At 63.4% G+C, this 13,570-nt stretch carries 8 protein-coding genes and 1 pseudogene; 3 read left to right on the forward strand and 6 right to left on the reverse strand.

What is annotated here, in order from left to right; genetic code table 11:
• The first annotated feature begins 211 nt into the window (after positions 1 to 211).
• On the forward strand, positions 212 to 5,332 hold the full coding sequence (locus BMW74_RS16225) for an NEL-type E3 ubiquitin ligase domain-containing protein (protein ID WP_093423198.1): 5,121 nt from the start codon (positions 212 to 214) through the stop codon (positions 5,330 to 5,332).
• 381 nt (positions 5,333 to 5,713) lie between these two features.
• Here BMW74_RS16225 and BMW74_RS16230 read toward each other — a convergent pair whose 3' ends face one another.
• From BMW74_RS16230 to BMW74_RS16250, 5 genes are all read right to left on the reverse strand, one after another.
• Complete coding sequence (locus BMW74_RS16230; RefSeq protein WP_093423201.1) at positions 5,714 to 6,196, reverse strand: CS1 type fimbrial major subunit; 483 nt, start codon at positions 6,194 to 6,196, stop codon at positions 5,714 to 5,716.
• A 48-nt stretch (positions 6,197 to 6,244) separates the two neighbouring features.
• A complete protein-coding gene (locus tag BMW74_RS16235; RefSeq protein WP_371911758.1) occupies positions 6,245 to 6,997 on the reverse strand; it encodes a molecular chaperone in 753 nt (250 codons plus the stop codon).
• 66 nt (positions 6,998 to 7,063) lie between these two features.
• On the reverse strand, positions 7,064 to 8,293 hold the full coding sequence (locus tag BMW74_RS16240; protein ID WP_256562582.1) for a hypothetical protein: 1,230 nt from the start codon (positions 8,291 to 8,293) through the stop codon (positions 7,064 to 7,066).
• Between the two features lie 23 nt (positions 8,294 to 8,316).
• Positions 8,317 to 10,845, reverse strand: coding sequence for a TcfC E-set like domain-containing protein (locus BMW74_RS16245; protein ID WP_093423207.1), 2,529 nt, complete (start codon positions 10,843 to 10,845; stop codon positions 8,317 to 8,319).
• Positions 10,846 to 10,971: 126 nt separating this feature from the next.
• Positions 10,972 to 11,466 (reverse strand): CS1 type fimbrial major subunit, encoded by a 495-nt coding sequence (locus BMW74_RS16250; RefSeq protein ID WP_093423210.1) that lies wholly within the window; start codon positions 11,464 to 11,466, stop codon positions 10,972 to 10,974.
• Positions 11,467 to 11,976: 510 nt separating this feature from the next.
• Here BMW74_RS16250 and BMW74_RS16255 point away from each other — a divergent pair.
• Entirely contained in the window at positions 11,977 to 12,546 is a 570-nt protein-coding gene (locus BMW74_RS16255; protein ID WP_093423212.1) for a PadR family transcriptional regulator, read from the forward strand.
• A complete protein-coding gene (locus tag BMW74_RS16260; protein WP_093423215.1) occupies positions 12,543 to 13,301 on the forward strand; it encodes a siderophore-interacting protein in 759 nt (252 codons plus the stop codon). Before BMW74_RS16255 ends, BMW74_RS16260 begins: the two co-directional genes overlap by 4 nt.
• Positions 13,302 to 13,331: 30 nt before the next feature.
• On the opposite strand, the pseudogene BMW74_RS25325 reads toward BMW74_RS16260, so the two are convergent.
• Positions 13,332 to 13,570 (reverse strand): annotated as a pseudogene (locus BMW74_RS25325) (hypothetical protein); the annotation flags it as partial.

Below are 13,570 nucleotides of genomic sequence, written 5' to 3' on the forward strand. Positions count from 1 at the left end.
ACCTGATCGCTCCCACCTTGATCGACCACAACCCACCATCCCCTGCCCCGCACCGATCACCCATCTCCAGGCATTACTTATCTATTTTTAACATTTGAATAACTAACCCTAATCCCGTCTACCTCCCGCTACCGCTGCGGTTTTTTGCGCTTTTTTTCTCCCCCGCGAGGCATAGGCTAAGGCTTCAACTCACGGATCGAGTCCAACCTTCATGTCTGAACCACTGACCTTTAAACGGCCCCTGCCCCACACGGGGAAAGGCCCACATCACGCCTTGATCAAGCGCCATGTTCCCCACTGGCTGTCTGCGGCCCAGTTGTCCAGGGTGGCGGCGCTGAAGGCTGCTCGCCTCGCGCGCCCCGCGTGGTACGGCCACGCCAGCACCGACCAGCATCGGGCCCTCAAGCACGCCAACGCCAACAGTTGGACCACGCAAAACGCGGTCGACCGCCAGCTACGCGAACTCCAGGACGTGTACGCGTTCGCCGAGCCCCTGCTCAAGCAAGCCATCCAGGACACCTACCACCTGGACCTCGACGTGCGCACGACCTTCCTGCACCTGTACATGCCTCGCCAACTGCCGTGGTACAGCCATGACTTTGCACGGGGCGTCACCACCCGCAACGTCTCACTGCTGGACGCCGCGTTGCATAACTTCGCCCAGGGCGAAACCTTCGAGGCCGACTCCTGTTACATCAGCCAACCCGACTACCGGGGGCATTTCGCGATCAAGCCGTTGACCGGCATCATGTCCATCGAACAGTTCAAGACGCTGTGCCGCGAACTGGACTTGGGCCGGCTCTATCAGCAGCACCTCAAGGCCCACTTACTGGCCACCGCGTCCCACGCCAGCGCCACGCTCAAGCAGCAGGTCATCGCCAGCCAGAAGGCCGCGCTCAGGACGGCCGCCGAATTGGCCCGGATCAAAACCAATGCCCAGGGTGTGCCCGACCTGAGCACCGGCGCCTACCACGTGTTGCTGCGCGCGCTGCGCGGCGAGCGCGGGCTGATGCAGTTTTATCAACTGAACATACTCGACGCCGCGCTCACCGGCATCCTGCTGATCAGCGCCGACCAGGAGCGGGTGACCCATGCGTCGAAGCTGATTGCCTACATCCCCCACGACCCCGAAAACCCACTCAAGGAATACGACTCGCCCCTGGCGTTCATGCTCGACCTGTCGCGCAAGCTGCGCAGCAACGGCCAGCACACTGCTGGCCACAACGGGCCGACACGGACCTACCGGCAATTCTTCAGTCAGTTCGTCGACCATGGCCAGCGGGGGCATTTCTTCAGCGGCCTGGACCAACGCCTGTACCGGATCCAGTGGCATCAGAACGATCCGCTGGACCCACGCCCGAGCTGGCGCGAAAGCCCCATCGACAGCCCCAACCTGCAGTTCAGCGTGCAGCGCATCGACGCCGACCTGTGGCCGCACCAGTACCAGCAAGCCTTCAATAAAATCCTCAACGATGGCCGCAGCCTCGCCGTGCCCACCGCCGATGCCGACAGCAATGCCCGCTGGGCCTGGTGGGATAACGTCAATGCGATGCTCAGCGACCTGTTCAACCTTGCTCTGCTGGTGGTCACGCCGTTCGTGCCGGTGCTGGGCGAGTTGATGATGGTCTACACCGCCTTCCAATTCACCGACGAGGTGGTCGAAGGCCTGGTCGACCTGGCCGAGGCGCACTATCAGGAATGCGCCCGGCACTTCATCGCCGTGGCCATCGACGGCATCCAACTGGCTGCCTTGGGCGCCGGGGGGAAAATTGCCCATGAGCAGTTGTTCACACCCTCGCCCTTCGTTGACGCCCTGCACCCGATCCAGGTCGCGGACACGCCACGCTTGTGGAACCCGGACCTGCGCCCCTACGCCCAACACGACCTGCGCTTGCCGGCGGACGCCCAGCCCGATGCGCAGGGCCTGCATACGCACCATGCACAGACCGTGCTACGCCTGGAGAACCGGCATTATGTGGTCGAGCACGACGCGCACAGCCACACCTACCGAGTCAAACACCCCACCCGGCCCGATGCCTACGCCCCCGTCCTTGAGCACAATGGCCACGGTGCGTGGGTCCATGAAGGCGAGCACCCCTACACCTGGGACGGCGAGACCCTGCGCCGCCGCCTGGGCCCGATCACCGACGGCTTGAGTGCCAGCCAAGTGGAGCAAGCCTGCACCAGCAGCGGCACCCACAACGGCGCCTTGCGCCAGATGTACGCCGACCGCGACGGCCCTGCGCCACTGCTGGTCGACAGCCTCCAGCGCCTGCGCCTGCAAGCCGAAGTCGAGCAGGCCCCCGAGCAGATCCGCGCCGGGGCGCCGACGGAACTGCCGCTGAACTGGCCGGCGCAAACCACCAGCGAACTGCCCGACTGGCCCACGGACAAAGCGATCAAGGTGTATTTGCGCGATGACCTGAGCGGTGATGCCCTGACCTACGGCGCCGCGCAGGCCGATGAGGTCCACACCCTCACGACCTGCTACCGGGACGTGGCGACGGGTAAGTTGCCCGAGCAGGTCGTCGGTTTCCTGAGCGAAGCCGAACTCCAGGCCCTGCTACCCGCGCCATTGCCCGAGACACCGACCGGGCGCATCCAGGCCCTGCGCGAGCAACTGGCCAGCGAACTGACCCAGCAACAACCGGACATTTTCTATCACCTGTACAGCACCCGCGAAGCCCTCGACAGTCCCCATGGCCGGTTGCTGCAAACTCAGTTCCCAGCGCTGCCCAAGCGCCTGGTCAATGCCCTGCTGCTGCGCGCCACGCCCAATGAGCTGGCACAGATGACCGCGGAACAGCGCATCCCCCTGCGCCTGAAGAACCTCGCCCGGGAACTGGTCCGGGAAACCCAGGCCAGCCATGCCTACGAAGGCTTCTACCACGCCCAGGATCTGCCCCTGGACACCGAGCGCCTGGTGCTCAATGCCTTGCGCCTGAACACCGACGCCCTGGGTGACTTGCACCTGGCCATCCATGAGCGCAGCCCTGGCGGCCCACGGCGCTGTGCGGCGGGCCCCGTCGGCGCCAGCGTGCAGCGGCGCCTGCTGCGCCAGGCCGATGGCCGCTACCGGATCCATGCGCCCAACCCACCCGCGCCCCAGCCGCTGTATGACCTGTTCGAGGCCCTGTTGCGCGTGGTGCCGCCCGAGAAGCTCGACTACCTGCCAGGCCAGGGTCGGCTGCTCAAACAGTGGTTCATGGAGCAACTGCAACCCCCGGCCGAACGCCGCAAAGTGCTGGAGCCCCCGACCCTGCGCCAGGCCGATGAGCGCGTCACCCAAACCCTGCTGCAACGGCCCATGCTCGGTGCCTTTCGCCGCTGGTTTCGCGGCTCGCCACCGAGCGTCGAAGAGCGGGTGACCACGCTCTGTCCGGGGCTGAGCCAAGCGCGGGTGCGCGGCCTTGTGCAGCACTTGGAAACCCTGGAAGACTTGTCCATCCTCGACAAAGAGGAAGCCGAGCACCGCCGCCTGCTGGAGACCCTGCACGCCTGGCGCAGGAAACCCACGCAAATCCCCCACGACAGGGAACTCGCCGCCCACGAAATCGGCACACGCGAGTACCTCATCAAGGTCCTGAAGGCCTGCTGGGAAAAGACGCTATTCAACCGGCTGGGCGACCCTGCGGGGCCTCGACGCGGGATCAGCCTTGACCTGAGTGGGACCGGCATAGGCCCTTACATCCGCACCCTTGATCATCTGCCGGCCGACTTCACCCACGTCACCCATCTGAACCTGAGCGGCACCTGGGTCGGCGACCTGGACATGACGTTCCTCGACAACTTCCCCGGCCTGCGCAACCTAGAACTGGCGGACAATCAACTCACCGCCGTCCCGGCGCAACTGGCACGGTGGCCTGAGCTCACGCTCCTGAGCCTGCGCGACAATCCCATCGAATGGCGCCCTTCGGACTATGAACACCTCAGGCAATCCCCGATGCTGCAAGCCTTAACCCTGGAGGGCAACACACAACTGCGTGTCCCACCCGACCTCGCCAGCCTACCCGACCTGCGCCTGTTGAACCTGCGCCGCACCCGCGTTGACCAATGGCCCAACGGGCTCGGCATCCCGCGCAGCGGTACCCTGGAAATGGACCTGAGCAACACCCTCATCCGCACGGTGCCCGAGTACCCCGCCCACTCCGCCGAAGCCCGCGTGATTGCCCATAGCTGGCTGGACCGCAGCAAGCTCGAAGTCGCCGATGAACAGCGGTTCGTCGACTACCGCCGCACCGCCGGCATCGACCCGTACCGCACCGCACCGGCGGGCGGTAGGGCCGACAGCACGTATTGGCTGGAAAACCTCTCCGAGGAATTTCGCCCTGATGCCGAGCAACTGTGGAACGACCTGGAGCATGAACACGGCTCCCAGGGTTTCTTCGACGTGATCAAATTGCTGCGCCCCGAAAGTTTCCAGACGGACGACGATGAGGCGCTGTTCAGCGAAGGTCGCCACGACCTGACGTTGCGGATCTTTGAAGTGATGATCGCCATCGACTACAACCCACAGTTCCGCGAGCGGGTCTTCAGCCTCGCCGGCACCCCCGCCAACTGCGCCGACGCCGGCGCCCACCTGTTCAACCGCATCGGCGTGGAGACCCTGTTGGAAAACATCCGCCAGGGCCGCAATGAGCAACCCGGCGTGTCACTGGAAAACCGCCTGGTCAGCCTGGCCCGGCAATCGTCGCGCCTGGATCGGGTCAACGCGCTGGCCCACGCCGAAGTCCGGCACCGCACCGCACCGCCGGAGGAAGGCGGCCTGGGCCTGGCGTTTGGCAGCGCGGACAACCAGGTCGACGACGTGCAGGTGTACCTGGCGTACCAGACCGGGCTCAAGACCCGGCTCGACCTGCCATGGCTGTCCGAGCATATGGTCTATCGCAACACCGCCCGGGTGACGGACGAAGCACTCGACCGGGCCTACCACGCCATCCTCGTCCAGGAAAACGGCGACGGACTGGCCGATGGGTTGCTGGAACAAACGTTCTGGAGCGAGTACCTGCACGACACCCACCCGGCCGACTATCAGGTGGCACGCGCGGAACGCGAACAGGCCGGCAGCCAGCTCGAAGACCTCCAGGACCTCCAGCGCGAATGGGCCAGCCCCGACCTGTCCGCCACCCGCGAGGCCGAACTGCGTGGACCGTTGATCGACCTGGCCGACGCCCTGCTGATTCCCCATAGCGTGGTGTTGGTCAAGGAGCCCTTGTCGACCGCCACCATGATGCGGCTCTATGCCGACATCGAGCACGGCTACGCAGAAATCAGCCGCCAACTGACCCGCCAAGCCCTGCGCACGGCCGGACTGCTGGATAGGGAGGCCTGAGCCACCGCGTTCGCTGTAGGCCCGAGGCTTGCCCGCGAAGGCGCTGGCTCAGACGACATTGATGTTGATGCCTGACCCACCACGTTCACTGTAGGAGCGAGGCTTGCCCGCGAAGGGGCCCACACAGCCAACCGCTTCATCGACTGAACCACCACCTTCGCGGGCAAGCCTTAATGCCAGTCAGTTAAGCGAAACCCACGTGGGAGCGAGCCTGCTCGCGATAGCAGTAGGTCAGTCAACGGAGATGTTGGCTGTGTTGCCGTCTTCGCGAGCAGGCTCGCTCCCACAGGTTTGGCGCCTTAACTGACTGGCATTAGGGCAAGCCTCGCTCCTACGGGATTTAGGCTGGACCCGATCAAAGGTGGGAGCCGGCAACCCCGCTCAGGGCGCCAGAAAGTCAAACATCACATGCACCGTGCCGTAGTAGTCGCCCGCCCGGAACCCTTCGGCGGGCTTGATCGCGCTGATCTCCAGTTCGGCCCGTTTACCCACCCGGGCCTCGGCCGCCGACACCACTTCCTGGCTGTCCAGGGTCAATGGCTGGCGGTTGAAGCTGACCCGCAAATCGATGCGGTGGGCGCCGTCGGATAAATAGGCCTCGTCATCCAGGCGGGCCGACACCGCGCCGCTGACGTTCTTCACATCAAACAGTTCGCGGAACTTGCCCAGGTCCTGGGTGACCAGGTCCCAGGGCAGCACCTGGGAACGCCCGATCCAGTCCGGCCTGACGGGCAGCACATGGGCCTCCTGGATCGGAATCCCCACCGAAACCTCGAACACCTGGCGCTCCTGCAACGCCTGGGCGTTGCCGCCGCTGATGAGGGCGAACAGTCCGGCCACGGCCACAAGGGTTGTCTTCAACATGCGGTTCACCTGCTGGTTCGGTACACACCAATGACGGAACATCCCGGTTCAACCCTGGGCCGGGCGTTGGATTTCAACCTTGCGCTGGGCACTGCCCTCGATCAGCTTGAAGCGATACTGGCGCCCCGGGGCTTTATCGAAGCTGTAACTCTTGCCCGCCAGCACATGGTGTTTGGTGGTGGGCGCACACGCGTGTTCGTCCTTGAGTTCGCAGTCCCTGAACTCGTCGAGCACCACCACGCTGTTGCCAGCGTTGCGCACGGTGTAGCGAGCCTGGGTGTCTTCGATTCGGGTGTCGAAGCGGGTGTCCTTGGGCCGCACGAAAAATACCGTGCCGTAGCCGGCGAGGATGTTGACCCCGGCACTGATCGTGCTTTTGTAGGCCTCGCGCTCCTCCTCCGAGACCGCGAACTGGTCTTCTTTCTCTGGCAGTACCGGCACGAAGCGCACACGGAAGTAGCGTTCTTTGTCCCGCTCACCCTGGTACAGCAAGCGCGTGCCCTGCATGCCCTTGCTCGGCACGATCAACCGCGCCGGGCTGGCGATCAGGCCGTCACGGCTGCCGGTGGCGCCTTCGGACGACAACGGCACTTCCCGGGGAACGCCCTCGGCGTCGTAGACGATCTCCAGGATATTGACCTTGACGAACGCCGTGCTGGTGCCGCCGTTGTAGACCCGTTTTAGGTAGGTGCTTTGCTTGCCATCGAGGTAGTCATACACCACCCCGACATTGATCTGCGGTGCGGCCCAGGCACTGGAGACCAACAAACAGCCGCCCAGCACCCCGAACAAAAACTTCAGATAAACCTTCATATGACACTGCCTTGTATGAATGAAAAATGTCGCCCGGGCGTCGGTGTTCAATCTTTAGATTTCGGTATCCCAGATCACCGTCGCGGTGCCCCGGTAGGTGCTGCCGGCCTGTTCGAGCATGCTCGCCACCTGCTCTTTGTCGACTTCGAAGTGCAGCGTTCCGGGCTTGCGATCGACGTAGAAACCCGGCTGGAACAACTCGGTGCGACTGCCGTCGAGGAGCAGCGGCACACGGTTCACCGCTTGTCCGGAAGGATCGTTCAAGCCATGGGGCAAGCTGACCTTGATGTCCACGGGCACCTGGTGCCCGGCCTCGTTCTGCAGGCCGCAGGTGTTGTCCATGACCTGGCCACACTCCAGCGTCATCTTGAAACGTGAGGAGGAGGCAATCAGGAAGGCCTGGTCACGGAACAAGCGGACCGGCACGCGCCCCTGGTTCAGCCACGCTTGCCAGCCGCCCTGGGGAATCAACTCGACACGGTTGCCGCCCGGCGGGACTTCGACCCGAAGCTCGTGCTCCACACTCAGAGTGAAGTTGAAGGTAATGGCGCTCTTGGACGGGATCATCACGTCGCCAAAGTCATAATCACCGCCCGGCCCCATGGAGTAGGTGATGCTGCCGGTGTACACGCCACTGGACATGCCCAGCGGGTTGGGGGTACGCAACTCATAGGCGTACTCCATGGTGGACATTCTCATGTAGGCCATATCCTGCGATGGCTTTCGGCTGCACGCGCCTGCGTTCTCCGGTGTCAGCCAGAAGAACGAGGCATTAGCGGTGCCGGCCGCCAGGTGGCTGGTGCTATCGCACGGTGCTGGCGCCCGCATCCATTGCGCCTGCCACGTCCCCTCCTGCGCCCAGCCGGAGACTCCCGGTGGCCTGGGCACCACCCAATACCCGCCAATCCCGGCGATGCGCAGTTGCACCGTTTCGGTTTCCCCGGTCCGCGCATGCGTCACTTGCAGGTCACGCCAATCGGACGGCACCTTGACCATGAAGCCCTGCCGCTCGTCTTCGTGATTGGCGACAATCGGGGCAATCGTGGCAGAGGTAAAACTCTCGTCCCGGAGACTGAAGATGCCCAACTGCTTGCAGCGCGCCGGAATGTGCGCCGCGCAGATCGAACTGATGGGCGTGGTGTTTTCGAAGCGGTTCACCAGCGGGTTGCTGGGGTCCGGCCGGAACCGGGCGGTGATCTCTTCAGACCAGGCAGGCATGGCGCCCAGCAACAACGCGGCGGTGATGCCCACCAGGGGCGTGGTCAATGTATGGATGCGTTTCATTGCGAAAGGTCTCGTCATTGCACTCAACTGGCGGTCTGGGGGCTGAGGGTGGTGTCGGCCAGGGTGTCCGGCGTGCAGCGCAGGTCGCCGGCCATCAGCACATTGTTCTCGCTGGGCGTGGTGCTCGGGTCCAGGCGGAACCGGCAGAGCAACTGATCGCCATAGCGCACTTCCAGGGTCGGCGAGCGGGACGTCATTTCCATGGAGAAAAAGCCGTCCACTTCGCTGACGCCACGGCTGGCGTGGTTGATCACGTGGTGGCCCTTGAGCGGTTGGCCACGGCCGTCAATCAAGCGCCCCAGCACGGTCACGGTTTGCATGACGCGGACCTTGCGGTAGTCGACCCCGCCCTTGTTCAAGTGGTAGCCGGCCCGGTGCGGCTGGAGGGTCGCCGGGGGCGCGTAGTTGCCCTCGAAGTCGAAGCTCACCGAGCTGTTCTTGTAGGCACTGACCGGCACAAAGTTGCGCCCGGGGCGCAGCGTGGTGCTGCCACCGCTCATGTCATCGGCGCGCAGGCTGATGTCGTCCAGGTCGGACTCCACGTCGACGATCATCCCCGCCTGGGTGCCCGAGTACTGGCTGGTCAGGACCATTCGCTCGCCGCCAACCGCCAGGGTGCTGTCCAGGTTCAGGCCACCGGTGAGGTTACCGTTGAACGAAGAGCGCTGGGCAAACAGGTCGCCGTTGACGCGCTCGGTCTGGAAATGCGCACTGCCCGACAGGCCCATGCCGTAGGTGTCGGTGGTGACGGTGCCGAGCACACTTTGCAACGAGTGGTCTTGCAGATCGCGGCGGTAGGTCAGCGACGCGTTGTTGTCCCGCGCACCGTCGCGCGAAGTGCGGGTGCCCAGGGTGCCGGTGAGTTGCTGGCCGCTGGGGCCCAGCGCCAGGTTCAGGCTCAGGTCCACGCCACGGTTGCGCACATCGCCCGAGCTGAAACTGCCGGGGCGATCGAACACCGAAAAACGCCAACTGGCGTCGTTGCCAAACAGCACCAGGTTCTGCATCCAGCCCAGGTCGACACTGGTGCCTTCACTGTTGCCTTCGCTGTAGGCGACACGGGCATTGATCGTGTTCTTGCTGTCGATACGGTGGTTGATCGACAGCGACGAGGTGCTGGTCTGGCCGATGAAGACGTTGCGCTGGCGCACCCGGGTGCCGTCGGGCAGGACATCGTAGGTGTTGCGGGTGTCCAGCCAACTGCGGTTGTGACTGGCGATCAGGTTGCCATGGCCATAGCTGTAGAGCCCTTGCACATCCAGCCCGGTGCCGTGGTCTTCGGTCTGGTAGACGTTGGCGAACACACTCGCGCTGCTGGCCAGGGACCAGTCGATCGAGCTGCCGTACTGCATTTTGTCGCGCACCTGGCGTGTCGACAGGCCCAGGACTACCCGCGGATGCAACAGATAATTGAGCCCCGCACCGGCCGTCATTGAACCGGCGCTCTGCTCGTCCCAGTTGCTCAGCAGCTTGCTCTCGCGCCCCAGGAACAGGTTGTAGCGCCAGGATGAATCGTGGTCGCGCCAGTTGCTGGGTTTGTAGATCAACTCAGTGGTGGTCGAGGTGGTCTGGCCGTCCTCGATCAAACGCACTTCCACCTCGTAGATGCCACCGGGCAATGGCCGAGTGTCGAGGGTCTGCAACCCTGGCTGCACCGGCTGGGTGTTGATCAGCAGGCCATTGCGATAGATCTCCACCGACGCCTGGCGGTTGGCCGTGACGTAGACCGGGTAGATCGCCGGCTTGGGGTTGTTGATCGCCAGGCTGTCGGAACTGCCAAACATGGCGCCCAGGGCGGTATCGGGGCTGGAGCCGAAGGTGCGTGGCTGGCGGTTCAGGCCGTCGGAATTGGGGGTGAAATAGCCCAGGCGAAAGAACTGTCCCTCGTACTCGCGCTGGGTGTAGAGCTCATGCACGGCGTGGTAGAGCTGGCTGTCCTCGCCTTCCATGCGTGACAGTTGCAGGTTCACCGCTTGGCTCCAGTTGCCCAGGCTGCTGCTGGCTTCCAAGCCCAGGCGACCGCCCAGGTTCTGTTCCTGGCCGCCGTTGAGGTTCATCTGGCTGCGCAGGATCAACCCGCGGCTGCCGTCGTGGGGCAATTCATAAAAGCGCTTGGCCGCCCCATCGCGCTCGGCGTTCTGGGTGAGGATCGACAACACGGAGTTTTCAAGGTTGTAGTGCACCGCGATGACTTGCTCGGGGCAAGTGCCTTCACACGCACCCAGCTTCACGCCTTGCTTGAGATAGGCCGCCAGCGCCTCGCGCTCGGCCGCCGGAACACTGCTTTCATCGCCCTCGGTCAGCTCCAGCAACGTGACGCGCTCGTCATTGGACAGGGTGACCATGGCATCACTGAGAAACTGCTGGTCGACCTCGATCCTGACCGCCAGTGGCACATTGAACAGATAATCTTCGAAACCGGCCGGCAGCCCTTGGGCCTGAACAGCCAGACTCTTGGGTGCCGGGGTCTCGTCTTCGGAAGACGACGCCGCCAACACACCGGTACTAATCAGTAGCGCAAGCGCAGCCGCGATGGGAGTCATCGGGAACATGAACGGAATACTCTGATGGCGGACGATGGAATGGGAAACAACAGGCCAGCCGGGGAGATCAGGTCCGGCCGACCTTGAACAACCCACCGGCCAGGCACATGGCCCGACCGGCGCCCTACCGTGTCATCAGGGCGTGACGACTGGCGGTACGGCGTCGAACGTCACGTTGGCCACCGTGACGTAGTCGCCCGCTGGGTAGCCGCCAACGCCAGGGGCAGCCGGCGTTAATCTCATCGAGGTACGGTGACCTGGGGTGGAAGTGGGTTCATCGACCACCATTTGTGGGGTGGTGGTCAATTCAACACCGTTGAACTCTACTTTGACTGGAATCGTGTTGGCGCCATTGAACAGCTCGACCAGGCTTTCCAGGCTGGCGTGGATGGAGCCATTGGTGTTGCGAGTGTCGAACTGGAAGCTCAGAGGATCGAAACCACCGTCCTGGACCCGATAGAAGAAGCTCTGCGGGCCGCTGATCGGCGTCACGGGTTGGACGTGAAAGGTGTTGGTCGGAACGTGAGCCCGCAAATCGATGGACTGACGGGCCTCACCGGCGGCAAACGCCATCGAGGAACTGAAGGCCAAAACGGCCAATGGGGCAGCCATCACAAACTTCTTGAACATGGTCGATACCTGCTTATCAAATATATAAGTGTGCCGCTGGCTGTTCAGCGAAGGCCCAAGCCTTAACCAAACACCAACAACTTTCGTCGCCCGTTAGTGCAACGCCGGTGAATAATCCGGGTATTTATATTTTAAATATGCAGGTGGATTCGCACAGTCACGTAGCCAATGGAATCAGTGATATACGGAAAAAGATGGCACAATGCCAAAACTTAGAAATGATCTGTAAGAACGAGACTACACACACTAATTATCGCGCACCTGATTATATTTCCGTAGGAACAGTACCACAAACCACGACCCTCACGAATCAACGCAACTGGCAAGTAAGACTTATGAGTTATCAACGCTACAGGCAGGTATAGACCCTATAACGGAAGTTGCTTATGCCTGTGCCAAAAAAAGGGATGAGTGGTGTGAGCGTACCCGTGGCCGTTGGTCGACCGGGGTTGCTCAGGACTTAAGATATATCTTAAGTTATGTCTAACCCACGAGAGCGAGCACGCAAAAATGAGAGACCATCATGCCCACCGCGATCACGTCGACAGCCGCGATGGCTTCGAAAAACGCCCGGGTCCTGGCCGCGAACGTGGCGGCCGCGGCCCCCGGGTCTTCGCCCCCGGCGATTTGAAGCTGCTGCTGCTGGCGTTGATCGCCGAGCAGCCCTGCCACGGCTACGACCTGATCCGCCAGATCGAAACCCTGTTCGACGGCGCCTACAGCCCCAGCCCCGGCGTGATCTACCCGACCCTGACGTTCCTTGAAGAAAGCGAAATGATCAGCGGCGACGCCGATGGCGGCAAAAAACGCTACACCCTCACCGACGCCGGTCGCGTGTCCCTGACCGAGCAGGCGGTGGCCCTGGATGGCGTGCGCATGCGCATCGAGGTCAGCAAGCGCTCACTGCGCGGCCACGACCGCCCTGCCGAGATCCACGAGGCGGTGCACAACTTGCGCCACGCCCTGCAGATGCACCATGGGCGCTGGAGCCCCGAGGAAATCCTGCGGGTACGCGACCTGCTCAACAACACCGCCAAGGCCATCGTCGACACCCCCACGTCCCAGGAGCGCGCCGAATGAACCTCGCCATCCATCGCATCAGCCATGACATCAAACGCCGCCGCCTGGAGGTGCTGCGGGTCACCGACCTGACCCCGCGCATGCGCCGGATCACCCTCGGCGGACCGGAGCTGGCCGGTTTCATCAGCCTGGGCACGGACGATCACGTCAAACTGTTCTTCCCCCAGACCGCCGAAGAACAGGCAGCCCTGGAAACCCTGGTGCTCGCCCCCGGCAAGAGCGACAGCCCGCTGCCGCCGATGCGCGACTACACGCCCCGACGCTACGACCTCGACCGCCTGGAGCTGGACATCGACTTTGTCCTGCACGGCGACGGGCCCGCCGCCACCTGGGCGGCCCAGGCCACCCCCGGCCAGCACCTGCACATCGGCGGGCCACGCGGTTCGATGATCGTGCCCGATATCTTCGACAGCTACCTGTTGATCGGCGACGAAACCGCCTTGCCCGCCATCGCCCGACGCCTGGAAGCGCTGCCGGCCGGCCGCACGGCCCAAGTGGTGGTGCAAGTGGAGAACGACGCCGAGCAGCAAGCACTGGCAAGCGCGGCGCAGGTCGAGGTGATCTGGGTGTCCCGTGCCGGCGGCGACCACGCATTGCTGGACACCGTGCAGCAACTGAACGTGCCCGACGGCGCGCTCTACGCCTGGGTGGCGACCGAGAGCAAACTGTCGCGCCAGTTGCGCCGCGTACTGCTGGATGACAAAGCCCTGGACCCGGACTTCGTCAAGGCGGCGGGCTACTGGACGCTGGAGTAACGTTTGCGCCGGACTTTTCGGTGCGCCCCCTCATGTGGCGAGCAAGCTCGCTCGCCACATGAGTTCCGGAGAGGGCATCCCGAAGTCGATATATGTATCGTTCAGTTCGCCGACATGCGGCCCATGGGGTGGCAACGGTGAGGGCAATGGCAGCGGTGCCAAATAGGTCACTCGTCCACTGGGGAACGGCTCGACATCGCCCGCTTTATGAGGCTGTTCTAGTTGCGGTTGAGGCATGGCGCTATCAAGGTTATCGGCCATGTTCAGCC

It is taken from the genome of Pseudomonas sp. ok272 (genome assembly GCF_900109995.1).
Taxonomy (GTDB): domain Bacteria; phylum Pseudomonadota; class Gammaproteobacteria; order Pseudomonadales; family Pseudomonadaceae; genus Aquipseudomonas.

Coding starts and splice junctions, on each gene's coding strand:
- BMW74_RS16240 (WP_256562582.1), bottom strand. CDS start 8,293: ATGAAACGCATCCATACATTGACCACGCCCCTGGTGGGCATCACCGCC.
- BMW74_RS16260 (WP_093423215.1), top strand. CDS start 12,543: ATGAACCTCGCCATCCATCGCATCAGCCATGACATCAAACGCCGCCGC.
- BMW74_RS16230 (WP_093423201.1), bottom strand. CDS start 6,196: ATGTTGAAGACAACCCTTGTGGCCGTGGCCGGACTGTTCGCCCTCATC.
- BMW74_RS16250 (WP_093423210.1), bottom strand. CDS start 11,466: ATGTTCAAGAAGTTTGTGATGGCTGCCCCATTGGCCGTTTTGGCCTTC.
- BMW74_RS16225 (WP_093423198.1), top strand. CDS start 212: ATGTCTGAACCACTGACCTTTAAACGGCCCCTGCCCCACACGGGGAAA.
- BMW74_RS16245 (WP_093423207.1), bottom strand. CDS start 10,845: ATGTTCCCGATGACTCCCATCGCGGCTGCGCTTGCGCTACTGATTAGT.
- BMW74_RS16255 (WP_093423212.1), top strand. CDS start 11,977: ATGAGAGACCATCATGCCCACCGCGATCACGTCGACAGCCGCGATGGC.